This window comes from Streptomyces sp. NPDC058576, from assembly GCF_042718715.1.
In the GTDB taxonomy this organism is placed as follows: domain Bacteria; phylum Actinomycetota; class Actinomycetes; order Streptomycetales; family Streptomycetaceae; genus Streptomyces.
Genome location: NZ_JBHXPF010000015.1, coordinates 103,734 through 127,928, shown reverse-complemented (window position 1 = coordinate 127,928; position 24,195 = coordinate 103,734). Strand labels below are relative to the sequence as shown.

Here is a 24,195-nt window from a genome sequence, read left to right as displayed (position 1 = left end):
GGCCGGCACACAACCGTGTGCCGGCCCCCCTCGGCGCTCTCACCCGCCTTCGGCGCACGGGCGACGCGCATCACCAGGAGCCTCACCGAGCACGTGCGTCACAGGAGCCCCTTCCATCCGTCACGGCGATCTCTTAGGCTCACACCCTGTTCACATGTGATAGTTGATGATCTCTTCACCGAGGTCAGGCGCGGGGGTAGTGAAGTATGCGTGAAAACTGGCGCTCGAAGGTGAGCGTTCTCGCTGCCGCGTCGGCACTCGCTCTCTCGGCCGCCACCGCGACGCCGGCGCTGGCGGACGACGCTCCGGAGACCCCCCTCGAAGTGCAGATGCCCACGGACGTGAAGATCGTCGAAGGCACCGCCCCGGAACCCGGGACGGACGTCCCCTTCCCGGTGTACGAGACGGAGACGACGGCATCGGCGGACGCGATGGCATCCGCGAAGGCCGCTCCGCCGTCGGGCACATGCCTCGGCGCGACCGCCGCCTACGGCTCCAACGGATGCTTCCAGCACAACGGCGACATCGTCTGGGCGGGCGACACGAAGAAGGACGGCATGTCCGCGGCCGTCGGGGTCTACACCGACTACGGGCGCGCCGAGGAGGTCTGCGTCAACAAGCTCGGCGTGAACACCTGGGCGACCTGCAACAAGGACTACCGCGAGACCGGCAACGTACGGCTGCGCATCCTGCGCTACGACGGCGACACCGGAAAGTTCTACCAGCCCGAGGCCTGGTCCGGCTGGATCCCGGTCGACGGCAAGTACTGACCGGAAGACTCCGCGGGGTGGCCACGGTCGCCTCGCGGAGTCGGTGAACCGCCGAGCCGGACGCACAGAAGGATCGGATTGGCAGCTCCCGCGCGCCTGGCCGGAACGAGAAGAGCCTGACCCGCACATATGCAGGTCAGGCTCTCATTCCGGAAGTGCCCCCGGCAGGATTCGAACCTGCGCACCCGGCTCCGGAGGCCGATGCTCTATCCCCTGAGCTACGGGGGCGTATCGCGGTGTTGCTCTGCGACGGGTGAAACACTACCAGCTCCCGCGGGGTGTCCGTGAACAGGTATTCCGCCGTGCTTCCGCGCCTCTTCCTCCCGGTCGGGCGGCCCGGGGAGGCGGGCGCCACCCGTCCGGGGCCGAAGTGGACAAAACCCGGACGCCGTCGCTCCGGCCGACCTACTCTCGAAGGGTGTCAGGGGCGTACGGCCGCGTGCTTGTTGTCGACGACAACAAGGTCATCCGGCAGCTGATCAGGGTCAATCTCGAGCTGGAGGGCTTCGAGGTCGTGACCGCGGCCGATGGTGTCGAGTGCCTGGACCTGGTCGAGAGAGTCCGTCCCGACGCGATCACCCTCGATGTCGTGATGCCCCGGCTGGACGGTCTCCAGACCGCCACCCGCCTCCGTTCCGACCCCAGGACCCGCCGTCTTCCGATCGCCGTCATCAGCGCCTGCACGCCCTACGAGGTCGACGCGGGCGTCGCGGCCGGGGTCGACGCGTTCCTGGCGAAGCCGTTCGAGCCCAGCGAGTTGGTGCGGATCATGCACCGGCTGGTGACCGGGGAGGAAGCGCCCTCGGCGGACGGGCGGCGCGGTGCCGGGCGGGCGGGGAGCACCGCCGGCTGACCGGCGCTGGGAATCGGCGTCCGGCCGGGTGGGGCGGCGAAAGGGCGTCCGGCTGACCGGATGGCGAAACCGGGTCGCGGAGTGCCCCCCTCTCTCACCTACGCTTGACCCGTGACCCCCGCCGACATCTCCCGGACCGTGCTGCACGCCGTGCGCCGCGCGGTCGACGAGGATGCGTTGCGCGCGCCCGTGCCCGCGCGCGTGCGGGTGGAGCGGACCCGGCCCGGCGGCAGCGGCGACTACGCCTGCGCCGTCGCGCTCCAGCTCGCCGGGCCCGCCGCGCTGCCCGCCCTGGAGGTCGCCCGCATCCTGCGCGAACGCGTCGCCGCCGAGCCCGGCGTCGGGCGGGTCGAGATCACCGGGCCGGGCTTCCTGAGCTTCACCCTCGACGCCCCGGCCGAGAGCGACCGGGCCGTGCTCGACGCCGTACGGGAACAGGGCCTCGCGTACGGGCACGGGGACGCGCTCCGGGACGAGATCCTCCAGCTCCACCACGCGCGGGAGGTACGCGCCGCCGTCACCGCCCATGCCGTCCGCCGGCTCCTCATGGCCCAGGGCGCCCGGGTCCGGACCACCTGCGCACCGGAGCCCGACCCGGACTGGGCCCGCCTCGGCGTCACCGTCGACGCGCACGGGACGCCCCCCGTGCCGCTCCCCGCGCTCCGGCCCGTCCCCGCCGGGGCCACCGCGGGGGAGCTGCTGGAGCGGCTCGGGCCCGACGCGACCCGCTGGGGGCTCCTGCGGACCGCCGCGCACGACCGTCCCGCCCTCGGCCCCGAACTGCTCGTCCAGGGCGAGGCCAATCCGCTCTTCCGGGTCCGCTACGCCCACGCCAGGGCCCGCGCCCTCACCCGCGGGGCCGCCCTCCTCGGCTTCACCGCCGAGCCCGCCGCGACGACTGCGTACGACGCCGCCGCCCGCCCCCTCCTCGACCTCATCGCCGACCACCCCGGCGCCCTGCTCGCCGGGGCCCGTCACCGCGCGCCCGACCGGGTCGCCCGGCAGCTGGAAGCCGTCGCGCACGCGTTCTTCGACTTCCACGACTCCTGCCCGCCCCTGCCCGCCGGTGACGAGAAACCCTCGGCCGCCCACCGTGCCCGGCTGGCCCTCGCCGAAGCCGCCGGGACGGTGCTGGCAGGCGGCCTGTCCCTGCTCGGCATCCGTGCGCCCGAACACCTCTGACGCGATCAGAAGAGACCCGAGAGAACGAACACGATGAGCCGCTCCGCACACCCCGCAGGACCCCGTCACGCCGACGTGCTGACCGAGGGCCACTACTCCGCGCCCGCCGCCGACCTCAACGTCCTCGACGAGAAGGTCTGGTCGCGTACCGTCACCCGCGACGCGGACGGCGCGCTCACCGTCGGCGGGATCGCCGTCGCCCGGCTCGCCGAGGAGTTCGGCACCCCCGCCTACTTCCTCGACGAGAGCGACTTCCGGGCCCGCTGCCGGGCCTGGGCCGAGGCCTTCGGGCCGGACGCCGACGTCTTCTACGCCGGGAAGGCCTTCCTCTCCCGCGCCGTCGTGCGCTGGCTCAAGGAGGAAGGGCTGAATCTTGATGTGTGCTCCGGGGGCGAGCTGACCACCGCCCTCGACGCCGGCATGCCCGCCGAGCGCATCGCCTTCCACGGCAACAACAAGACCGTCGCCGAGATCGAGCGGGCCGTCGAGGCCGGCGTCGGGCGGATCGTGCTCGACTCCTTCCAGGAGATCGTCCGCGTCGCCCACATCGCCCAGCGCCACGGCGTCCGCCAGCGCGTGCAGATCCGCGTCACCGTAGGCGTCGAGGCCCACACCCACGAGTTCATCGCCACCGCGCACGAGGACCAGAAGTTCGGCATCGCGCTCGCCGACGGGCAGGCCGCCGAGGCGGTGCGCCGCGCGCTCTCCCTCGACGGGCTCGAACTCATCGGCGTCCACTCGCACATCGGCTCGCAGATCTTCGACATGGCCGGCTTCGAGGTCTCCGCCCGGCGCGTGGTGCAGCTCCTCGCCGAGATCCGCGACGAGCACGGCGTCGAACTGCCCGAGATCGACCTCGGCGGCGGCCTCGGCATCGCGTACACCTCCGACGACGACCCCCGCGAGCCGCACGAGATCGCCAAGGCGCTCAGCGACATCGTCACCCGCGAGTGCGAGGCCGCGAAGCTGCGTACCCCGCGCATCTCCGTGGAGCCGGGCCGGGCCATCGTCGGACCCACCGCGTTCACGCTGTACGAGGTCGGCACCATCAAGCCCCTGGAGGGGCTGCGGACGTACGTCAGCGTCGACGGCGGCATGTCGGACAACATCCGCACCGCCCTGTACGACGCCGAGTACAGCGTCGCGCTCGTCTCGCGGACCTCGAACGCCGAACCGATGCTCGTCCGGGTCGTCGGCAAGCACTGCGAGAGCGGCGACATCGTGGTCAAGGACGCGTTCCTCCCCGCCGACCTGGCCCCCGGCGACCTGATCGCCGTCCCCGCCACCGGCGCGTACTGCCGCTCCATGGCGAGCAACTACAACCACGCACTGCGCCCGCCGGTCGTCGCGGTGCGCGACGGCGAGGCGCGTGTGATCGTCCGGCGCGAGACGGAGGAAGATCTCCTGCGCCTCGATGTCGGCTGATGAAATAGTCATCTCAGGATCCGGACGAGGGTCAGAAACTCCCGTCCGGTGAGTGAGACTGGTCCCCAATGAGCATGACCTTCCGGCGATGGGAGGGTGGGACGCCGCCCCCACATCGCCGGAGGGTCTAGGTATGAGAAACGAGGTCGGATGATGCGTACGCGTCCGCTGAAGGTGGCGCTGCTGGGCTGTGGTGTGGTCGGCTCAGAGGTGGCGCGCATCATGACGACGCACGCCGACGACCTCGCGGCGCGCATCGGCGCGCCCGTCGAGCTCGCCGGTGTGGCCGTCCGCCGGCCCTCGAAGGTGCGTGAGGGCATCCACCCCGCACTGATCACCACCGACGCGACCGCGCTCGTGGAGCGCGGCGACATCGACGTCGTCATCGAGGTCATCGGGGGCATCGAGCCTGCCAGGGCGCTCATCACCACCGCGTTCGAGAACGGCGCGAGCGTCGTCTCCGCCAACAAGGCGCTGCTCGCCGAGGACGGCGCCGCCCTGCACGCCGCCGCCGAGAAGTACGGCCGCGACCTGTACTACGAGGCCGCCGTCGCCGGGGCCATCCCGCTGGTGCGGCCGCTGCGCGAGTCGCTCGCCGGGGACAAGGTCAACCGGGTGCTCGGCATCGTCAACGGCACGACCAACTTCATCCTCGACAAGATGGACACCAGCGGCGCCGGCTACTCCGAGGCGCTCGACGAGGCCACCGCCCTCGGGTACGCCGAGGCCGACCCGACCGCCGACGTCGAGGGCTTCGACGCCGCCGCCAAGGCCGCCATCCTCGCCGGGATCGCCTTCCACACCCGCGTGAAGATCGGCGACGTGCACCGCGAGGGCATCACCGAGGTCTCCGCCGCCGACATCGCGTCCGCCCGCCGGATGGGCTGCACCGTCAAGCTGCTGGCCATCTGCGAGCGCGCCGCCGACGGGGCCTCCGTCACCGCCCGCGTGCACCCCGCGATGATCCCGCTCAGCCACCCGCTGGCCTCCGTCCGCGAGGCGTACAACGCGGTGTTCATCGAGGCCGACGCCGCCGGACAGCTCATGTTCTACGGGCCCGGCGCCGGCGGCTCGCCGACCGCGTCCGCGGTCCTCGGCGACCTCGTCGCGGTCTGCCGCAACAAACTGGGCGAGGCCACCGGACCCGGTGAGTCCGCCTACACGCGCCTGCCGGTCAGCCCCATGGGCGAGGTCGTCACGCGCTACCACATCAGCCTCGACGTGGCCGACAAGCCGGGCGTGCTCGCCCAGGTCGCGACGGTCTTCGCCGAGCAGGGCGTGTCCATCGACACGGTCCGCCAACAAGGCCGGCCGGACTCGGACGGCGAGGCATCCCTCGTCGTCGTCACCCACCGCGCGCCCGACGCCGCCCTCTCCGGGACCGTCGAAGCGCTGCGCAAGCTCGACACCGTGCGCGGTGTCGCCAGCATCATGCGTGTTGAAGGGGAGTAAAGGACCCATGACCAGCAAGGGCACCCACCAGTGGCGCGGCATCATCGAGGAGTACCGGGACCGGCTGCCGGTCACGGCGACGACGCCGGTCGTCACGCTTCGTGAGGGCGGTACGCCGCTCGTACCGGCGCAGGTCCTCTCCGAGCGCACGGGCTGCGAGGTGCACCTCAAGGTCGAGGGCGCCAACCCCACCGGCTCCTTCAAGGACCGAGGCATGACCATGGCCATCACCCGGGCCAAGGAGGAGGGCGCGAAGGCCGTCATCTGCGCCTCCACCGGCAACACCTCGGCCTCCGCCGCGGCGTACGCGGTGCGCGCGGGCATGGTCTGCGCCGTCCTCGTACCGCAGGGCAAGATCGCGCTCGGCAAGATGGGCCAGGCCCTCGTGCACGGCGCCAAGATCCTCCAGGTCGACGGCAACTTCGACGACTGCCTCACGCTGGCCCGCGCGCTCTCGGACAACTACCCGGTGGCACTGGTCAATTCGGTCAACCCGGTCCGCATCGAGGGCCAGAAGACCGCCGCGTTCGAGATCGTCGACGCGCTCGGCGACGCCCCCGACATCCACGTCCTGCCGGTCGGCAACGCGGGCAACATCACCGCGTACTGGAAGGGGTACACCGAGTACGCCGGTGACGGCGTCTCGACCCGCTCCCCGCGCATGTGGGGCTTCCAGGCCTCCGGTTCCGCGCCCATCGTGCGGGGCGAGGTCGTCAAGGACCCCTCCACCATCGCCACCGCGATCCGCATCGGCAACCCGGCCTCCTGGAACTACGCGCTCGCCGCGCGCGACGAGTCGGGCGGCTTCATCGACGAGGTGACGGACCGGCAGATCCTGTCCGCCTACCGGCTGTTGGCCTCCCAGGAGGGCGTCTTCGTGGAGCCCGCGTCGGCCGCTTCCGTCGCCGGTCTGCTCAAGGCCGCCGAAGAGGGCAAGGTCGACCCCGGCCAGCGCATCGTCTGCACCGTCACCGGCAACGGCCTCAAGGACCCCGACTGGGCCGTCGCGGGCGCCCCGCAGCCGGTCACGGTCCCGGTCGACGCGGCCACCGCCGCCGAGAAGCTCGGCCTCGTCTGACCCGGTGCCGGGCGGGCCGCGGCAGCCGCCGCGGTCCACCCGGTCAATCACGACGACCCAGCTCAACCGCCCTCTTTCCGGGGCGGAGAGCGCATAGGAGGCGGGCGACACGCATCGTGCGCCTCCTGTGCGCCCTATGTCGCGGCAGAACCTTCCTTCGATAAGCTGTACCCCATCCGCCCGACACCCGCCCGACGGTCCGTTGCGGTACGGCAGCCGTCGTGGGCGAACGCGGGGCGGGCCACCGGATCCCCTGTACGTCCCGGTGCGCACTCGGTACCGCCCCCGTCCCCGCAGACCCCGCCGCCGCAGATCCACCGCACTGCATCCCCGCCGCCTTACAAGGAGTGGTCCGACCGATGGCCGGTCCCGCGTTCCGAGCCGCCGCCGTCCGGGTGCGCGTCCCCGCAACCAGCGCCAACCTGGGCCCGGGTTTCGACGCCCTGGGCCTCTCGCTGGGGCTGTACGACGACGTCGTCGTCCGGGTCGCCGACTCCGGGCTGCACATCGACATCGCAGGTGAGGGCAGCGAGAACCTGCCCCGCGACGAGAGCCACCTGCTCGTGCGCTCCCTGCGCACCGCGTTCGACCTGCTCGGCGGCCAGCCCCGCGGGCTGGAGATCGTCTGCGCCAACCGGATCCCGCACGGCCGCGGCCTCGGCTCCTCCTCCGCCGCCATCTGCGCCGGAATCGTCGCCGCCCGCGCCGTGACCACCGGCGGCGACGCCCGCCTCGACGACGCGGCCCTGCTGGAGCTGGCGACCGAGATCGAGGGGCACCCCGACAACGTCGCGGCCTGTCTGCTCGGCGGATTCACCCTCGCCTGGATGGACGGCGGCTCGGCCCGGGCGATCCGGATGGACCCCGCCGACTCCGTCGTACCCGTCGTCTTCGTACCCGGCCGCCCGGTGCTCACCGAGACGGCGCGCGGCCTGCTCCCGCGCACCGTCCCGCACGTCGACGCGGCCCTCAACGCCGGCCGGGCGGCCCTGCTCGTCGAGGCCCTGACCCGGCGCCCCGAGCTGCTCCTCGCCGCCACCGAGGACCGGATCCACCAGGAATACCGCGGCCCGGCCATGCCGGAGAGCGTGGAGCTGGTGCACCGCCTGCGCGCCGACGGCGTGCCCGCGGTCATCTCCGGCGCGGGACCCACGGTCCTCGCCCTGACGGAGGAGGGATCGGCCGACAAGGTCGCCCGACTGGCGGGGGAGGGCTGGGCGGCGAACCGGCTGGCCCTCGACGCGACGGGCGCCAGCGTGCTGCCGCTGGCCGCGTAACCGCATGTGATTACCGGTGAGCGAGAGGGGGAATGTTTGTTGGAGCCGGTAGTGTTAACCTCAAGTCTGCAACCGACGTCTTTGAGGCGCGTTGCTTCGTGTCCCCCTCCGGGACCACCATTCTTCCGGGAGCCTCCCCAACTGCCTGAGCAGCCTGCCTGAGCAGTTTCGAGCACGCTCCGGAACCGGCACGACACCCCTCGCTCGTCCAGGAGTGGGCCGAGCAGGGGGATCTCGCGCCGGACCCCGCACGTTCATCTCTCCGCCGTACCCGGCGGACCACCGCCCCGGCAAGGTCCGCGATCCAGCAAGATCAACAGACCGCAGTCGGACAGCACAACCGGTCGCCGAGCCAGAAGGCCGACGTCCGCTCCAGGGAAGGACCCTTCGTGAGCGACACCACCGATCTGATGGGCGTGACTGCCGACAAGAACGTCGACAGCGCCGCGCCCGCCGAAGGTGCTGCCACTGGCACCACCGCACGGCGCCGCCGCTCCGGCACCGGCCTCGAGGGCATGGTCCTGGCCGAGCTGCAGCAGGTCGCGTCCGGCCTCGGCATCAGGGGCACCGCGCGGATGCGCAAGAGCCAGCTGATCGAGGTCATCAAGGAGGCGCAGGCGGGTGGCGGATCCGCCGCCCCCAAGACCTCCTCCAAGGCCGCAGAGGCCCCCGCCGAGGCGGAGAGCAAGCCCAAGCGCCGCGCGACCTCGAAGGCGCGCACCGGGGACGAGGGCGCCGCTGCCGCCGCCGAGAAGGACACGGCCGCCCAGCAGCAGATCGACATCCCCGGTCAGCCGGCCAGCGACGACCAGCCCGCGGGCGAGCGTCGCCGGCGCCGTGCCACCGCGCAGGCGGGCAGCCCCGACACCAAGGCCGAGGCGAAGACCGAGGCCACGGCCGCGTCGGAGCCCCAGGCCGAGCAGAAGACCGAGGAGCGTGCCGAGCCGAAGGGCGACGCCAAGGCCGAGGCGGCCACCGACACGGCCGAGGGCCGTCGCGGCGACCGTCAGGGCCGGGACCGCGGCGACCGCGGCGACCGTGAGGGCCGCCGCGAGCGTCAGCGCGACCGTCGCGGCAAGGGCGACGACCAGGGCCAGCAGGGCGGCGGCGGGCAGCGCCCGCAGCGCCAGGGCCAGGGTGGGGGCCAGGGCCAGCAGAACCGCGACAACGGTCCGCAGGACGACTTCGACGACGAGGCGGGCGGCCGCCGTGGCCGTCGTGGCCGCTACCGCGACCGCCGTGGCCGCCGTGGCCGCGACGACTTCGCGAGCGACGTGCAGGTGGCCGACGACGACGTGCTGATCCCCGTCGCGGGCATCCTGGACATCCTCGACAACTACGCGTTCATCCGGACCTCCGGCTACCTGCCGGGCCCGAACGACGTGTACGTCTCGCTCGCCCAGGTCCGCAAGAACGGCCTGCGCAAGGGCGACCACGTCACCGGCGCGGTGCGCCAGCCCAAGGACGGCGAGCGGCGCGAGAAGTTCAACGCGCTGGTCCGCCTCGACTCGGTCAACGGCATGGCCCCCGAGTCCGGCCGCGGCCGCCCGGAGTTCCAGAAGCTGACCCCGCTCTACCCGCAGGACCGGCTCCGCCTGGAGACCGACTCCAACATCCTGACGACGCGGATCATCGACCTGGTGGCCCCGATCGGCAAGGGGCAGCGCGGGCTCATCGTGGCTCCGCCGAAGACCGGCAAGACCATGATCCTGCAGGCCATCGCCAACGCGATCACGGTCAACAGCCCCGAGTGCCACCTGATGGTCGTCCTGGTCGACGAGCGTCCGGAAGAGGTCACCGACATGCAGCGGTCGGTGAAGGGCGAGGTCATCTCCTCGACCTTCGACCGTCCCGCCGAGGACCACACCACCGTCGCGGAGCTGGCCATCGAGCGCGCCAAGCGCCTCGTCGAGCTGGGTCACGACGTGGTCGTCCTGCTCGACTCGATCACCCGCCTGGGCCGCGCGTACAACCTCGCGGCGCCGGCCTCCGGCCGCATCCTCTCCGGTGGTGTCGACTCGACCGCGCTCTACCCCCCGAAGCGCTTCTTCGGCGCCGCGCGCAACATCGAGGACGGCGGCTCGCTGACCATCCTGGCCACCGCGCTCGTCGAGACCGGCTCGCGCATGGACGAGGTGATCTTCGAGGAGTTCAAGGGCACCGGCAACATGGAGCTCAAGCTCGACCGGAAGCTCTCGGACAAGCGCATCTTCCCGGCGGTGGACGTCGACGCGTCCTCCACCCGTAAGGAAGAGATCCTGCTCGGCACCGACGAGCTGGCCGTCGTCTGGAAGCTGCGCCGGGTGCTGCACGCGCTCGACCAGCAGCAGGCGATCGAACTCCTCCTGGACCGGATGAAGAAGACCCAGTCCAACGCGGAGTTCCTGCTCCAGATCCAGAAGACGACGCCGGGCAGCGGAAACGGCAACGACTGACCGACCGGCCGCGCGTCGGACCGGACAGGTCTTCCAGGACTCCGCCCCTCACTTCGGTGAGGGGCGGAGTCCTTTTTCTTCGCCACGGTTCCCTTTTCTTCTTCTTTTCTTTCTCTGCACATTCCCCTTCCGTTGTTACTCACGTAATATTTGGGCCAGTTGAGGTGGGGGGCCATCGAGGCGGAACGGCAGAGGCGTGAGCCCTGCGGTGATCCGCCCTGCGCTGTGCGCAGTTCACGCATCCCCGCCGTTTCCCGACCGGTGGGGCTTTTCCGTCTCGCCGGTTCTTATCCGAAGGATCACCTCGTGCACATACGCACCACGGGGGGCCGGCACGCGCGCCGGCTCAGACTCGCCGTTCCGGCGGCTGCCGTCACCGTTCTCGCCCTCGTCGGCACGACGCTGACGATGTCCACGTCCCAGGCCGAGGAGCCGGCGCCCTCGCTGTCCGCGGCAGCTGCCGAACGGCCCGTCTCCCCGCCCGACTCGGTGCTGCGCGAGCGGATCGCCGACGCCGCGGCGGCAGAGCGCAAGACGCTTCCGCCCGCCGAGTTCTCCCGGGGCGACGGCCCCACACCCACGCCGATGGTCATCGGCGGCACGGAGACACCGATCTCCGCCGCGCCGTGGATGGCGCAGCTCTGGTACTCCGCCCCGGACGGCACCGGCTTCTTCTGCGGCGGCGTGGTCATCGCGCCCACCAAGATCGCCACGGCCGCGCACTGCGTGGACGGTTACGACTGGGGGCAGTACGGCGTCGTCGCGGTCGGCAACGCCTCCATCGAGCCGAGCGACACCGAGTTCGTCGCGTTGCCCTACCGCCAGTGGAGCCATCCGCTGTACCGGGACAACGACGGCGCGGCCGACAACGACGTCGCCGTGCTGACCGTGGACCGTGCGCTTCCGGCCAAGCCGCTGCCGCTGGCGTCGAACACCGACACCGCGCTCTACGCGCCGGGCACGCAGGCGAAGGTCTACGGCTGGGGCCGTACCTCCTCCGCCAGCGACGACATCTCCACGACCCTGCGCTCGGCGACGATCCCGATCGTCTCGGACGCGGCATGCCGCGACTCGTACACCAGCAACTACTTCGTGGCGGGCCACATGGTCTGCGCCGGCAAGACGGGCGCGACCGACGCGGAGACCACCGGGTCGTGCAACGGTGACTCCGGCGGCCCGCTGGTGATCGGCGGCAAGCTGGCCGGCATCGTGTCGTGGGGTATCGAGGACTGTGTCGGAGAGGGCGCGTACAGCGTCTTCGCCAAGATGACCACCTACACCCCCGCGGTCAACGCGCGGGCCTACGACACGAATCCCACCTACGACCACCGTGCGGACCTCATCGCGCGCAGTGCGTCCGACGACGCCCTGTACCTGTTCGCCTCGACGGGCAGCGGGATGGCGAAGAAGGAGTTCGGTGACGACTGGGGCGGCATCAACGTCCTGCTGCAGACGGACCTCAACCGGGACGACGAGCAGGACCTCCTGATGCGCGGCCAGGACGGCAACCTGTACTGGCAGTGGTACAGCAGGGCGTCCCAGGAATGGAACGTCAAGCAGCTGGCCACCGGCTGGGGCACCCGCAAGCAGATCCTCGCCCCCGGCGACCTGACGGGCGACGGCCACCCGGACATCCTCTCGACCGACTCCTCCGGCGGCTTCTGGCTGTACCCGGGCAAGGGCGACGGCACCTTCGCCGCCCGGACCAAGGTCGGCGGCGGTGGCCTGAGCTACACCATGGTCCGCGGCAGCGGCGACTTCACCAACGACGGCAAGGCCGACATCATCGCCCGGGGCAGCGGCGGCAAGATGTACCTCTTCAAGGGCACCGGCAAGGCGAGTGCCCCGTTCGCGCCCAAGGTCCTCGTCCGGACCTGGGACGTGGCCACCGCCCTGGTCACCACCGGTGACTTCACCGGCGACGGCCACGCGGACATCATCGTCCGCGTGAAGAGCGGGGAGCTGTACCTCTACCCGGGCACGGGCAAGGCCAACAGCGACATCTTCGGCGCCCGCAAGCTGCTGGGCACCGGAGCCAACAACTACAACCTCTTCGGCTGATCCCGGCCGGAGCGGGCCGGCCCGAGACCTTGGCCACACCGGCCGCGGTCCCGGGCCCGGCCACCACTTCGCTGCACCGGGCACGAAACCCCAGGTGAACGCCGCCTCACGGCTCGTACGCCCGTAAGGCCTGTGGCCCCCGTCCTCCGACGGGGGCCACAGGCGCGTATGCAACCCTTCTTGGTGCTTCGGCCGTCCCAACAGGAGAGGCCGACCGGGCGTGGATCACCACGGCAGGGGGCAGACGGGCAACAGGAGTGACGAGGGAGACGCGTGAGCGAGCAGAGCAGGAGCACGGGCCGCATACGCGGCACCGGCAGCCGACGGAGGAAGCCGTCCCGCAGGCGCCGCGCCAAGGTCATCGCGGCCTGGACGGCGGCGGGAGTCGTGGTCGTCGGCGGGGCCGGGCTCGGCTACGCGTACATGGCGCTCGACGGCAACCTCTCCAGCGTCGACATCGACGCCAAGCTCGGCACCGACCGTCCCGACGACGTGGACGACGGCTCGCAGGACATCCTGGTGCTGGGCTCCGACTCGCGCTCCGGCGACAACGGGAAGTACGGCGAGGACGAGGGCGCGGCCCGCTCCGACACGGCGATGGTCGTCCACGTCGACAAGGGCCACAAGTCCGCGAGCGTCGTCTCGATACCGCGCGACACCCTGATAGAGCGCCCCAGCTGCGAGAGCGACACCACCGGCGACCAGGTCCCGGCCGAGCACCGGGCGATGTTCAACACCGCCTACGAGGTCGGCGGGCCCGCCTGCGCGGTGAAGACCGTCGAGTCGATGTCCGGCATCCGCACGGACCACTATCTGGAAGTCGACTTCACCGGCTTCAAGAAGCTCATCGACGAGCTCGGCGGCGTCGAGATCACCACGAAGACCGCGATCGACGACTCCAAGAGCCACCTGAACCTGGAGCCCGGCACCCACACCCTGAACGGTGAGGAGTCCCTCGGACTCGTCCGTACCCGCAAGAGCGTCGGCGACGGCAGCGACCTGGGACGCATCCAGCTCCAGCAGGCGTTCATCAAGGCGCTGATGGAACAGGCGAAGAGTGTCGGGGTGTTCTCCAGCCCCAAGAAGCTCTACGGTCTCGCGGACGCCGCCACCAAGGCCGTCACCACCGACTCCGGCCTCGGCTCCGTCAAGAAGCTCACCGGCTTCGCGAACGGCCTCAAGGGGCTGGGCGCCGACAACGTCCACATGGTGACCCTGCCCGTGGAGTACGACCCGGCCGACCCGAACCGGGTCCTGCCGCAGGAGAAGGCCGGCCGGCAGGTCTGGGCCGCCCTCAAGAAGGACCGGCCGATCCCCGCCTCCGCCATCGAGAAGTCGGCCGGAGACAAGGGCGACGCCGCGAAGGTCGTCGAGTAGCTTCACCGGTCACCCTGTGTGCGCGGCCCGTGGCGGGAATACCTGCGCTCCGCCCCCGGTTTTGGGAGATACGGCCGGTCCTGGCAGACTGATACGTCGGCCCCGGTTCACGGCCCCGCAAATCCGCGCGGACGACCCGGCGCCCTCCCGAAACTAGGAGACACCTTGAAGCGCGACATCCACCCCGAGTACGTCGAGACGCAGGTCAGCTGCACCTGCGGTGCGTCGTTCACCACCCGGAGCACCCTCGACAGCGGCGCGATCCGTGCCGACGTCTGCTCCGAGTGCCACCCGTTCTACACGGGCAAGCAGAAGATCCTCGACACCGGCGGCCGCGTGGCCCGCTTCGAGGCCCGCTTCGGCAAGGCTGCCGGCTCCGCCAGCAAGTAGCGAGCCACTGCGCCGGTTCCTGGCGCCCTCTTCCCGGGGGCGTCGGAACCGGCGTTTTTTCCGGTCGGGTGCCCGGGGGGAAGCCCCCGCCGGACACCCCACCGGGCAGTACGCCCTCCAGCAGGCCCGCAGATCCCAGACCAACCAGGAGCCCCCGAATGTTCGAGGCGGTCGAGGAACTGATCGGTGAACACACCGATCTCGAGAAGAAGCTCGCCGATCCGTCGGTCCATGCCGACCAGGCCAACGCGCGCAAGCTGAACAAGCGTTACGCGGAGCTGACCCCGATCGTCTCCACGTACCGGGCCTGGAAGCAGACCGGCGACGACATCGAGACCGCCCGCGAGTTCGCCGCGGACGACCCCGACTTCGCCGCCGAGGTCAAGGACCTGGAGAAGCAGCGCGAGGAGCTCACCGAGAAGCTCCGCCTCCTCCTCGTCCCGCGCGACCCCAGCGACGACAAGGACGTGCTCCTGGAGATCAAGGCGGGCGCCGGCGGCGACGAGTCCGCCCTGTTCGCCGGTGACCTGCTGCGCATGTACCTGCGCTACGCCGAGCGCGTCGGCTGGAAGACCGAGATCATCGACTCCACCGAGTCCGAGCTCGGCGGCTACAAGGACGTCCAGGTCGCGGTCAAGACCAAGGGCGGCAACGGCGCGACCGAGCCCGGCCAGGGCGTCTGGGCCCGGATGAAGTACGAGGGCGGCGTGCACCGTGTGCAGCGCGTGCCCTCCACCGAGTCCCAGGGCCGCATCCACACCTCCGCGGCGGGCGTGCTCGTCACCCCCGAGGCCGAGGAGGTCGACGTCGAGATCCACGCCAACGACCTGCGCATCGACGTCTACCGCTCCTCCGGGCCCGGCGGCCAGTCCGTCAACACGACCGACTCCGCCGTCCGGATCACGCACCTGCCGACCGGTGTCGTCGCCTCCTGCCAGAACGAGAAGAGCCAGCTCCAGAACAAGGAGCAGGCCATGCGCATCCTGCGCTCCCGGCTGCTCGCCGCCGCCCAGGAGGCCGCCGAGCAGGAAGCCTCCGACGTCCGCCGCAGCCAGGTGCGCACCGTCGACCGTTCCGAGAAGATCCGGACGTACAACTTCCCGGAAAACCGCATCTCGGACCACCGCGTCGGCTTCAAGGCGTACAACTTGGACCAGGTGCTCGACGGCGAACTCGACGCCGTCATCCAGGCATGCGTCGACGCCGACTCCGCCGCCAAGCTCGCCAACGCGTAAGCGACCCGCCCGCCCCGCACACCCGTAAACCGTACGGAGAACCGCGATGAACCTGCTGCTCGCCGAGGTGGCCCAGGCCACCCAGCGGCTGGCCGACGCCGGTGTCCCCTCACCGCGATTCGACGCCGAGGAACTCGCGGCCTACGTCCACGGGGTCAAGCGGGGCGCGCTGCACGCGGTGCCCGACACCGACTTCGACGCCCGGTACTGGGAGACGATCGCCCGCCGCGAGGCCCGCGAACCCCTCCAGCACATCACCGGCCGCGCCTTCTTCCGCTACCTGGAGCTCCAGGTGGGGCCCGGCGTCTTCGTGCCCCGCCCGGAGACCGAGTCCGTCGTCGGCTGGGCCATAGACGCCGTCCGCGCGATGGACGTCGTCGAGCCCGTCGTCGTCGACCTGTGCACCGGATCGGGCGCCATCGCGCTCGCCATCGCCCAGGAGGTCCCCCGCTCGCGCGTGCACGCCGTGGAGCTGTCCGAGGACGCCCTCAGGTGGACGCGGAAGAACGCCGAGGGGTCCAGGGTCACCGTGCACCGCGGAGACGCTCTGAGCGCCCTTCCCGAGCTCGACGGCCAGGTCGACCTGGTGATCTCCAACCCGCCGTACATCCCGCTCACCGAATGGGAGTACGTCGCCCCCGAGGCCCGTGACCACGACCCGGAGATGGCCCTCTTCTCCGGCGAGGACGGCCTCGACACCATCCGCGGCATCGAACGCACCGCCCACCGCCTGCTGCGCCCCGGCGGCCTCGTCGTCATCGAGCACGCCGACACCCAGGGCGGCCAGGTCCCGTGGATCTTCACCGAGGAGCGGGGCTGGGCGGACGCCGCCGACCACCCCGACCTGAACAAGCGCCCCCGGTTCGCCACCGCCCGCAAGGCCATGCCGTGACCGGCCCCCGGCACCACCACCCGTACCCGCACCCGCTCCAGGAGGCCGGCTGATGGCTCGGCGATACGACTGCAACGACGCCACCGACCGGACCACGGGCCTGCGCGAGGCCGCATCGGCCGTCCGCCGGGGCGAACTGGTCGTGCTGCCCACCGACACCGTGTACGGGATCGGTGCGGACGCCTTCACCTCGGAGGCCGTCGCGGACCTGCTCGACGCCAAGGGACGGGGCCGCAACATGCCCACCCCTGTCCTCATCGGCTCGCCGAACACCCTGCACGGCCTGGTCACCGACTTCTCCGAGGAGGCCTGGGAGCTCGTCGACGCCTTCTGGCCCGGCGCCCTCACCCTCGTCGCCCGGCACCAGCCCTCCCTCCAGTGGGACCTCGGCGACACCCGGGGCACCGTCGCCATCCGGATGCCGCTGCACCCGGTCGCCATCGAGCTGCTCACCGAGGTCGGCCCGATGGCCGTCTCCAGCGCCAACCTCACCGGACACCCCTCGCCCGAGGACTGCGACGCCGCCCAGGGCATGCTCGGCGACTCCGTCTCCGTCTACCTCGACGGCGGCCCGACGCCCGGCATCGTGCCGTCCTCCATCGTCGACGTCACCGGCGCCACCCCGGTCCTGCTGCGCGCCGGCGCCCTCTCCGCGGAGGAGCTGCGCAAGGTGGTCCCCGACCTCGAGGTGGCCAATTGACCGCCCCCGAGGGGCGTGGCATAGCGGGGCGGACCGACACCTTCCGCATCCTCCACGTCAGCACCGGCAACGTCTGCCGCTCACCGATCACCGAGCGGCTGACCCGCCATGCCCTGGTGGACCGCCTCGGCGACCCGCTCATCGGCGGCCTCATCGTGGAGAGCGCGGGCACCTGGGGCCATGAAGGCGCGCCCATGGAGGCCAACGCCGAGGTCGTCCTCGCCGACTTCGGCGCGGACGCCAGCGGCTTCGTCGGCCGGGAGCTGCTGGACGAGCACGTCATCCGCGCCGACCTGGTCCTCACCGCCACCCGCGACCACCGCGCCCAGGTCATCTCGATGGGCCACTCCGCGGGCCTGCGCACCTTCACGCTCAAGGAGTTCACCCGGCTGGTACGGGCCATAGACCCGGCCACCCTGCCCGACCCGCGCGACGAGGGCGTCGTCGAGCGCGCCCGCGCCCTGGTGCGCGCCGCCGCCGCGCTGCGCGGCTGGCTGCTGGCCCCGACCGCCGAGGCGGACGAGGTCTACGACCCCTACGGCGCCCCCATCACCTTCTTCCGCTCCATCGGCGACGAGATCAACCAGGCGCTCGACCCGGTCGTCACCGCGCTCACCGGCGTACGCGCCCCGCACTGACCGGGCGCCCGCGCCGGGCCCGCGCGTGCCCGCCCCGGTGCGCCGACCGGCGTACGGCGCCCCGCGACAGCGGGCACGGCGCACCGCCCCGGCGTACGTTGGAGCTGACACCGGCACCCCTCGCCGGCGCACCCACCTCCAGGCCCGGAGCCGTCCCATGCCGGTCACCTCTCCCGCCGCACCCGCGGCCGTGCCGCCCGCGCCCGACCGCCCCGACGCCCTGCCCCAGGACTTCGGCGCGCTGCTCCGCCAGGACCCGGAGATCGCCGGGATCCTCCTCGCGGAGCGGGACCGGCAGGCAGGCGCCCTCCAGCTGATCGCCGCCGAGAACTTCACCTCGCCCGCCGTTCTCGCCGCCCTCGGCTCCCCGCTCGCCAACAAGTACGCCGAGGGGTACCCGGGCGCCCGCCACCACGGCGGCTGCGAGCACGCGGACGCCGCCGAACGCATCGCCGTACGCCGGGCCACCGCCCTCTTCGGCGCCGAACACGCCAACGTCCAGCCGCACTCCGGCTCCTCCGCCGTCCTCGCCGCCTATGCCGCGCTGCTGCGCCCCGGCGACACGGTCCTCGCCATGGGGCTCCCGTACGGGGGACATCTCACCCACGGGGCGCCGGGCAACTTCTCCGGCCGCTGGTTCGACTTCGTCGGCTACGGGGTGGACCCGGACACCGGGCTGATCGATCACACCCGGCTGCGCGCCCTGGCCCGCGCCCGCCGGCCCAAGGCGATCGTCTGCGGTTCGATCTCCTATCCCCGCCACCCCGACTACGCGCTGTTCCGGGAGATCGCCGACGAGGTCGGGGCGTATCTGATCGTCGACGCCGCGCACCCGATGGGGCTGATCGCCGGGGGAGCGGCGCCGAACCCGGTCCCGTACGCCGACGTGGTCTGCGCCACCACGCACAAGGTGCTGCGCGGACCGCGCGGCGGCATGATCCTGTGCGGTACGGAGCTGGCCGAGCGGATCGACCGGGCGGTGTTCCCGTTCACGCAGGGCGGGGCCCAGATGCACACGGTGGCGGCGAAGGCGGTCGCGTTCGGGGAGGCGGCCACCCCCGCGTACACGCTCTACGCCCACCAGGTCGTCGCCCACGCCCGGGTGCTCGCCGCCGGTCTGGAGGCGGAGGGGTTCGAGGTGACCACCGGCGGCACGGACACCCACATCGTCGTCGCGGACCCGGCCCCGCTCGGCGTCGACGGCCGCACCGCCCGGGAGCGTCTCGCGGCCGCCGGTGTGGTCCTGGACACCTGCGCCCTGCCGTACGGGGACGCCCGGGGCATCCGCCTGGGCACCGCCGCCGTCACCACCCAGGGGATGGACGAGGGGGACATGGCCCGCATCGCGGCCCTGTTCGGAGCGGCCGTACGGGAGCCGGGCGATGTGAGCCCGATCGCGGCGGAGGTCCGGGAACTGGCCGAGCGGAATCCGCCCTATCCGGGGTAGGCGCAACCGATGGAACCATCACCCGTACCGTTGAGTCCTTCCATCAGAGACTAGGGTGTGGGGCTGAGATGGCCGGCGAGACCTGTGGGGCAGCCCGTGCGTGATTACCTGCTGACGCTCTGTGTCACGGCAGCGGTGACCTATCTGCTGACCGGACCGGTGCGTAAGTTCGCCATCGCGGTCGGGGCGATGCCCGCGATCCGTGCGCGCGACGTCCACCGGGAGCCGACACCCCGGCTCGGTGGGATCGCCATGTTCGGCGGACTGTGTGCGGGACTGATCGTCGCCGACCACCTCTTCAATCTCCAGGGTGTCTTCGAACTCTCCAACGAACCAAGGGCGTTGCTCTCCGGCGCCGCCCTGATCTGGCTGATCGGCGTCCTCGACGACAAGTTCGAGATCGACGCCCTGATCAAGCTCGGCGGCCAGATGATCGCCGCCGCCGTCATGGTCATCCAGGGGCTCACGATCCTGTGGCTGCCGATCCCCGGCGTCGGCACGGTCGCCCTCACCCAGTGGCAGGGCACGCTGCTCACGGTGGCGCTGGTCGTCATCACGATCAACGCGGTCAACTTCGTCGACGGCCTGGACGGGCTCGCGGCGGGCATGGTGTGCATCGCTTCCGCGGCGTTCTTCCTGTACGCCTACCGGCTCTGGATGGGGTACGGGATCGAGGCGGCGGCCCCCGCGACGCTGTTCGCGGCGATCCTGATGGGCATGTGCCTCGGCTTCCTGCCGCACAACATGCATCCGGCGCGGATCTTCATGGGCGACTCGGGCTCGATGCTGATCGGCCTGGTGCTGGCGGCGGGCGCGATCTCGATCACGGGCCAGGTCGACCCGGACCTCATGCAGATCTTCGAGGGCAGCGAGCGCGGCGCCACCCACGCGATGCTCCCGGTCTTCATCCCGCTGGTGCTGCCGCTGACGATCATCGCGATCCCGGCCGCCGACCTGGTCCTCGCCATCGTCCGGCGCACCTGGAACGGCCAGTCGCCGTTCGCCGCGGACCGGGGCCACCTGCACCACCGGTTGCTGGAGGTCGGCCACTCGCACAGCCGGGCCGTGCTGATCATGTACTTCTGGTCGGCCCTGATCGCCTTCGGCACGGTCGGCTACTCGGTGCACTCGGCGTCGATGTGGATCGTGTTCGTCATCATGGCGGCGAGCGCGGTGGGCCTGGTCCTGCTGCTGATGCCGCGCTTCACCCCGCGCACCCCGCACTGGGCCAACCGCTTCGTGCCGCCGCGCTACCGGCACCGCGCCGCGGAGCAGGCCCCCTCCTCCTCGCCCTCGTACGACGAGAAGCCGGCCCTCGTGGCCTCCGGGGCCCAACAGGGCTCGGCAGAAGCTCAGATGGGCGAGGAGGGGCCCGAACGGGCCCCCGTGGCGGTCGGGGTCTCCGGCGTCAACGGCGCTACCGCGATCGGCGCTCGTTCGCGGTTCGCGGATCGCCGTTCCATCGACTCCTCCCGTTGACGATTCGGAAGCCGCGGCGCATTACCAGACATTGCGCCGCCTTGTCGTGCACACACGCGCGGACTAACTCTCATGTGTGACAGTTGGCACACTTTCCAGGTAAAGACCTCATCAAATAGTTTGTGATACCGTTCACGAGACCCGGTGACGGAGCCGAAGGACCCTAGTGAGACGGTCCTTTGGCCTGGTAAACCGCCTCGCGGACCGGGCCTACGCTCGTCCATGACGACGCCCCATTCCTCCTCTCAGACCAGTGGAGCTGCCGCCATGCAGTCCGACATGCGCGAAGTACTGCGCATCGCCACCCCCACCGCCGCGGTGGGAGCCATCGCCACGCTCGTCGGCGGGCTCGTCGTCGGCGGCAAGGGGGCGATCGGCGCCGTCGTGGGCTGCGTGGTGGTCATCCTCTTCATGGCCCTCGGGCAGCTGGCGCTGCAGTGGGTCGCCAAGTCGATGCCGCACCTCTTCCAGGGGATGGGACTGCTGGTCTACTCGGTCCAGCTCGTGGTCCTGCTCGGCCTGATCATGGCCATCAGGAACACCACCCTCTTCGACCTCCAGGTGTTCGCCCTCACGCTGGTCGTCTCGGTGATCACGTGGATCGTCACGCAGACCGTCCTGCACGCCAGGAGCAAGACCCTGTACGTGGATCCGGAGGCGGAGAGCCGGAACGCCCCGGGCGGATCCGAGGGGAAGCATGACCAGTAGGGCCGGGATAAAGCTCTGTTCGACATGCTGCTATCGTCCGGTCTCGGTTGCGGTACTGCGGGCACGGACAACACGGCTGTCGCCTGATTCATCGCGAGGCTTCGGGCCCGGCCGCCGCCTCCTCACCGTAAGAACCAGTCCGGTGCCGACCTGCGGCTGCCAGCCGCTCCGATACAACGAGGTAGCCGTATCCATGCGCCATGCAGAAGGAGCTCCTGGTGACTGCTGACGCCCAGACGCTCGCCTTCGAGGTTGACTGCCACCTGTTCCAGGGCTCGTGCGGATTCCCAGCCCCGAGCGCGTGGTCGTTCATCTTCGACCCGATCTTCACGATCGGTCCGGTCGAGTTCAACAAGCCGATGCTGCTGGCGATCATCGGGACGATTGCGATCCTGACCCTTTTCTGGATGGGCTTCTCCAAGCCCAAGGTCGTTCCCGGCAAGCTGCAGATGGTCGCCGAAGCCCTTTACGACTTCGTGCACCGGGGCATCGCCAAGGAGATCATCGGTAAGAAGGGCGAGCCCTTCGTCCCGCTGCTGGTGTCGCTGTTCTTCTTCGTCTGGATGCTGAACCTCTGGGCGATCATCCCGATCGCGCAGTTCCCGGTGAGCTCGCTCATCGCCTACCCGGTCGGACTGGCGCTGCTCGTCTGGGCCGTCTACATGACGGTGACGTTCCGGTCCAACGGCTTCGTCGGCGGTATCCGCAACCTGTGCGTACCGAGCGGCCTGCCCAAGCCGATCTATGTGATCCTGACGCCGATCGAGTTCGTCTCGAACATCTTCGTGCGCCCCTTCACGCTGGCGGTCCGGCTCTTCGCGAACATGTTCGCCGGTCACATCCTGATCCTGGTCTTCACGATCGCGACCTGGTACATGCTCGGCACCGTGCTCGGTACCGTCTACGCCACCGCGTCGTTCGCCGTGACGCTGGCCCTGACCGTCTTCGAGATGTTCATCCAGGCGCTCCAGGCCTACGTGTTCACCGTGCTGACCGCCACGTACTTGTCCCAGGCGCTCGAAGAAGCGCACTGAGGACACCCGGGTCACCACCCGGACATCCCCTAGAACGTCCGGTGGACGCAATCTCCACCGGCCAATCAAGAGAAGGAATCACAGATCCATGTCTGAGACTCTCGCAGCCGTTGTGGGCAACGTCGGCACCATCGGTTACGGCCTCGCGGCGATCGGCCCCGGCGTCGGCATCGGCATCATCTTCGGTAACGGTGTGCAGGCGATCGCCCGCCAGCCCGAGGCGGCCGGCCTGATCCGTCAGAACATGCTCCTCGGCTTCGCCGTCATCGAGGCCCTGGCCCTCATCGGCTTCGTCGCGCCCTTCATCTACCCGAAGTAGTCCAGGCGACCTGACGATACGTTTTCGACGAAAGGTCCACCATGTTGCACTTGGCAGCTGAGGAGCCGCAGTCACCGCTGCTGCCGGTCTTGCCCGAGATTGTCATCGGCCTGATCTGCTTCAGCATTGTCTTCTTCGTCTTCTACAAGAAGCTCCTCCCGGCCATCAACAAGGCCCTGGACGAGCGTCGCGAGGCGATCGAAGGTGGCATCGAGAAGGCCGAAGCGGCTCAGACCGAGGCCCAGAGCGTTCTTGAGCAGTACAAGGCTCAGCTCGCCGAGGCCCGTCACGAGGCCGCTCGTCTGCGCCAGGAGGCGCAGGAGCAGGGTGCCGTCATCATCCAGGAGATGAAGGCGGAAGGTCAGCGGCAGCGCGAAGAGATCATCGCCGCCGGCCACACCCAGATCGAGGCGGACCGCAAGGCCGCTGCCTCGGCGCTGCGTCAGGACGTGGGCAAGCTCGCCACCGACCTGGCCGGCAAGCTCGTCGGTGAGTCCCTCCAGGACCACGCCCGGCAGAGCGGCACCGTCGACCGTTTCCTCGACGAGCTCGAGGCGAAGGCCGAGGCCGCCCGATGAACGGCGCGAGCCGCGAAGCACTGGCTGCCGCACGCGAGCGTCTCGACGCGCTGACCGACAACACGTCGGTCGACGCGGCGAAGCTCGCCGAGGAGCTGGCGTCGGTCACCGCACTGCTCCACCGCGAAGTATCCCTGCGCCGGGTCCTCACCGACCCGGCCCAGAGCGGCGAGAGCAAGGCCGAGCTGGTCGCGCGCCTGCTCAGCGGACAGGTGGGCGGCGAGACCGTCGACCTGGTCTCCGGACTGGTCCGGTCCCGCTGGTCGCAGTCCCGTGACCTGGTGGACTCGGTCGAGGAGCTGGCGAACACCGCAGACCTCACCGCGGCCCAGCGCGGCGGCAACCTCGACGACGTCGAGGACGAGCTGTTCCGGTTCGGCCGGATCGTCGGCTCCGACAAGGAGCTGCGCTCCGCGCTCACCAGCCGTACGGCCACGGCGTCCGCCAAGAGCGAGCTGCTGCGCAGCCTGCTCGGCGGCAAGGCGCAGCCGGTCACCGAGCGGATCATCGTCCGCCTGGTCACCCAGCCCCGTGGACGTAGCCTGGAAGCAGGGCTGGACTCGCTGTCCAAGCTCGCCGCGGAGCGCCGGGACCGCATGGTCGCCGTCGTCACCTCGGCGGTGCCGCTCAGCGACCGGCAGAAGCAGCGCCTCGGCGACGCCCTGGCGAAGCTCTACGGTCGGCGGATGCATCTGAACCTGGACGTGGACCCCGCGGTCCTCGGCGGGGTCTCGGTGCGCGTCGGTGACGAGATCATCAACGGCACGGTCGCGGATCGCCTCGACGAGGCGACCCGTCGCATCGCCGGCTGACACAGCGTAAGAACAAGCAAGACCAGCGGCCCGGTTGGGCCGTGCAGAAATTG

22 protein-coding genes and 1 tRNA gene are annotated in these 24,195 nt (G+C 70.7%); 22 read left to right on the top strand and 1 reads right to left on the bottom strand.

Annotation, left to right across the window (positions count from 1 at the left end; genetic code table 11):
• The first annotated feature begins 206 nt into the window (after positions 1–206).
• On the top strand, positions 207–770 hold the full coding sequence (locus ACFWRV_RS14170) for a hypothetical protein (RefSeq protein WP_384333355.1): 564 nt from the start codon (positions 207–209) through the stop codon (positions 768–770).
• A 156-nt stretch (positions 771–926) separates the two neighbouring features.
• Here the strand turns inward: ACFWRV_RS14170 and ACFWRV_RS14165 are convergent.
• Positions 927–998: transfer RNA gene (locus tag ACFWRV_RS14165), tRNA-Arg, on the bottom strand.
• Between the two features lie 211 nt (positions 999–1,209).
• Here ACFWRV_RS14165 and ACFWRV_RS14160 point away from each other — a divergent pair.
• The 21 genes from ACFWRV_RS14160 to ACFWRV_RS14060 all read left to right on the top strand — a co-directional run bounded on the left by ACFWRV_RS14160 (position 1,210) and on the right by ACFWRV_RS14060 (position 24,142).
• A complete protein-coding gene (locus tag ACFWRV_RS14160) occupies positions 1,210–1,623 on the top strand; it encodes a response regulator (RefSeq protein WP_384333352.1) in 414 nt (137 codons plus the stop codon).
• Positions 1,624–1,734: 111 nt separating this feature from the next.
• Positions 1,735–2,805, top strand: a complete 1,071-nt coding sequence (nrtL, locus tag ACFWRV_RS14155; protein WP_384333349.1) for an ArgS-related anticodon-binding protein NrtL — start codon at positions 1,735–1,737, stop codon at positions 2,803–2,805.
• Between the two features lie 33 nt (positions 2,806–2,838).
• Positions 2,839–4,230, top strand: coding sequence for a diaminopimelate decarboxylase (gene lysA / locus ACFWRV_RS14150; RefSeq protein ID WP_384333346.1), 1,392 nt, complete (start codon positions 2,839–2,841; stop codon positions 4,228–4,230).
• A 153-nt stretch (positions 4,231–4,383) separates the two neighbouring features.
• Complete coding sequence (locus ACFWRV_RS14145) at positions 4,384–5,682, top strand: homoserine dehydrogenase (RefSeq protein WP_384333373.1); 1,299 nt, start codon at positions 4,384–4,386, stop codon at positions 5,680–5,682.
• A gap of 7 nt (positions 5,683–5,689) precedes the next feature.
• Positions 5,690–6,760: a threonine synthase gene (gene thrC / locus ACFWRV_RS14140; RefSeq protein WP_384333343.1), complete on the top strand. Its 1,071-nt coding sequence runs from the start codon at positions 5,690–5,692 to the stop codon at positions 6,758–6,760.
• A gap of 359 nt (positions 6,761–7,119) precedes the next feature.
• On the top strand, positions 7,120–8,037 hold the full coding sequence (gene thrB, locus ACFWRV_RS14135) for a homoserine kinase (RefSeq protein WP_384333340.1): 918 nt from the start codon (positions 7,120–7,122) through the stop codon (positions 8,035–8,037).
• A 389-nt stretch (positions 8,038–8,426) separates the two neighbouring features.
• Positions 8,427–10,472, top strand: coding sequence for a transcription termination factor Rho (gene rho, locus ACFWRV_RS14130; protein ID WP_384333337.1), 2,046 nt, complete (start codon positions 8,427–8,429; stop codon positions 10,470–10,472).
• A 306-nt stretch (positions 10,473–10,778) separates the two neighbouring features.
• Positions 10,779–12,533: a trypsin-like serine protease gene (locus ACFWRV_RS14125; RefSeq protein WP_384333334.1), complete on the top strand. Its 1,755-nt coding sequence runs from the start codon at positions 10,779–10,781 to the stop codon at positions 12,531–12,533.
• Positions 12,534–12,806: 273 nt separating this feature from the next.
• The gene (locus tag ACFWRV_RS14120; RefSeq protein ID WP_384333331.1) at positions 12,807–13,910 is read left to right on the top strand and encodes an LCP family protein; all 1,104 of its coding nucleotides are present in this window, start codon (positions 12,807–12,809) and stop codon (positions 13,908–13,910) included.
• Between the two features lie 165 nt (positions 13,911–14,075).
• Positions 14,076–14,300, top strand: a complete 225-nt coding sequence (gene rpmE, locus ACFWRV_RS14115) for a 50S ribosomal protein L31 (protein WP_205084744.1) — start codon at positions 14,076–14,078, stop codon at positions 14,298–14,300.
• A 158-nt stretch (positions 14,301–14,458) separates the two neighbouring features.
• On the top strand, positions 14,459–15,535 hold the full coding sequence (gene prfA / locus ACFWRV_RS14110) for a peptide chain release factor 1 (protein ID WP_384333328.1): 1,077 nt from the start codon (positions 14,459–14,461) through the stop codon (positions 15,533–15,535).
• A 46-nt stretch (positions 15,536–15,581) separates the two neighbouring features.
• Entirely contained in the window at positions 15,582–16,427 is an 846-nt protein-coding gene (gene prmC / locus ACFWRV_RS14105; RefSeq protein WP_384333325.1) for a peptide chain release factor N(5)-glutamine methyltransferase, read from the top strand.
• Positions 16,428–16,479: 52 nt separating this feature from the next.
• Complete coding sequence (locus ACFWRV_RS14100; RefSeq protein WP_032763084.1) at positions 16,480–17,127, top strand: L-threonylcarbamoyladenylate synthase; 648 nt, start codon at positions 16,480–16,482, stop codon at positions 17,125–17,127.
• Positions 17,124–17,765, top strand: a complete 642-nt coding sequence (locus tag ACFWRV_RS14095) for a protein-tyrosine-phosphatase (RefSeq protein WP_384333321.1) — start codon at positions 17,124–17,126, stop codon at positions 17,763–17,765. The genes ACFWRV_RS14100 and ACFWRV_RS14095 overlap by 4 nt, the downstream gene beginning before the upstream one ends.
• A gap of 157 nt (positions 17,766–17,922) precedes the next feature.
• Positions 17,923–19,212, top strand: coding sequence for a serine hydroxymethyltransferase (gene glyA / locus ACFWRV_RS14090; RefSeq protein WP_384333318.1), 1,290 nt, complete (start codon positions 17,923–17,925; stop codon positions 19,210–19,212).
• 84 nt (positions 19,213–19,296) lie between these two features.
• On the top strand, positions 19,297–20,691 hold the full coding sequence (locus ACFWRV_RS14085) for an MraY family glycosyltransferase (RefSeq protein ID WP_384333316.1): 1,395 nt from the start codon (positions 19,297–19,299) through the stop codon (positions 20,689–20,691).
• 267 nt (positions 20,692–20,958) lie between these two features.
• Positions 20,959–21,399 carry a hypothetical protein gene (locus tag ACFWRV_RS14080; protein WP_384333313.1) on the top strand — a complete coding sequence of 147 codons (441 nt, stop codon included), beginning with the start codon at positions 20,959–20,961 and terminating at the stop codon, positions 21,397–21,399.
• A gap of 200 nt (positions 21,400–21,599) precedes the next feature.
• A complete protein-coding gene (gene atpB / locus ACFWRV_RS14075; RefSeq protein WP_384333310.1) occupies positions 21,600–22,433 on the top strand; it encodes a F0F1 ATP synthase subunit A in 834 nt (277 codons plus the stop codon).
• 88 nt (positions 22,434–22,521) lie between these two features.
• Entirely contained in the window at positions 22,522–22,752 is a 231-nt protein-coding gene (gene atpE / locus ACFWRV_RS14070; RefSeq protein ID WP_006127588.1) for an ATP synthase F0 subunit C, read from the top strand.
• A gap of 41 nt (positions 22,753–22,793) precedes the next feature.
• The gene (locus ACFWRV_RS14065) at positions 22,794–23,330 is read left to right on the top strand and encodes a F0F1 ATP synthase subunit B (protein WP_384333306.1); all 537 of its coding nucleotides are present in this window, start codon (positions 22,794–22,796) and stop codon (positions 23,328–23,330) included.
• Complete coding sequence (locus ACFWRV_RS14060; protein WP_384333303.1) at positions 23,327–24,142, top strand: F0F1 ATP synthase subunit delta; 816 nt, start codon at positions 23,327–23,329, stop codon at positions 24,140–24,142. The genes ACFWRV_RS14065 and ACFWRV_RS14060 overlap by 4 nt, the downstream gene beginning before the upstream one ends.
• Positions 24,143–24,195 lie beyond the last annotated feature (53 nt).

What these genes read in the sequence shown, in the direction of transcription:
- ACFWRV_RS14170 (WP_384333355.1), top strand. Translation starts at nt 207, where the DNA reads ATGCGTGAAAACTGGCGCTCGAAGGTGAGCGTTCTCGCTGCCGCGTCG.
- lysA (WP_384333346.1), top strand. Translation starts at nt 2,839, where the DNA reads ATGAGCCGCTCCGCACACCCCGCAGGACCCCGTCACGCCGACGTGCTG.
- ACFWRV_RS14145 (WP_384333373.1), top strand. Translation starts at nt 4,384, where the DNA reads ATGCGTACGCGTCCGCTGAAGGTGGCGCTGCTGGGCTGTGGTGTGGTC.
- thrC (WP_384333343.1), top strand. Translation starts at nt 5,690, where the DNA reads ATGACCAGCAAGGGCACCCACCAGTGGCGCGGCATCATCGAGGAGTAC.
- thrB (WP_384333340.1), top strand. Translation starts at nt 7,120, where the DNA reads ATGGCCGGTCCCGCGTTCCGAGCCGCCGCCGTCCGGGTGCGCGTCCCC.
- prfA (WP_384333328.1), top strand. Translation starts at nt 14,459, where the DNA reads ATGTTCGAGGCGGTCGAGGAACTGATCGGTGAACACACCGATCTCGAG.
- prmC (WP_384333325.1), top strand. Translation starts at nt 15,582, where the DNA reads ATGAACCTGCTGCTCGCCGAGGTGGCCCAGGCCACCCAGCGGCTGGCC.
- ACFWRV_RS14100 (WP_032763084.1), top strand. Translation starts at nt 16,480, where the DNA reads ATGGCTCGGCGATACGACTGCAACGACGCCACCGACCGGACCACGGGC.
- glyA (WP_384333318.1), top strand. Translation starts at nt 17,923, where the DNA reads ATGCCGGTCACCTCTCCCGCCGCACCCGCGGCCGTGCCGCCCGCGCCC.
- ACFWRV_RS14080 (WP_384333313.1), top strand. Translation starts at nt 20,959, where the DNA reads ATGCAGTCCGACATGCGCGAAGTACTGCGCATCGCCACCCCCACCGCC.
- atpB (WP_384333310.1), top strand. Translation starts at nt 21,600, where the DNA reads ATGCAGAAGGAGCTCCTGGTGACTGCTGACGCCCAGACGCTCGCCTTC.
- atpE (WP_006127588.1), top strand. Translation starts at nt 22,522, where the DNA reads ATGTCTGAGACTCTCGCAGCCGTTGTGGGCAACGTCGGCACCATCGGT.
- ACFWRV_RS14065 (WP_384333306.1), top strand. Translation starts at nt 22,794, where the DNA reads ATGTTGCACTTGGCAGCTGAGGAGCCGCAGTCACCGCTGCTGCCGGTC.
- ACFWRV_RS14060 (WP_384333303.1), top strand. Translation starts at nt 23,327, where the DNA reads ATGAACGGCGCGAGCCGCGAAGCACTGGCTGCCGCACGCGAGCGTCTC.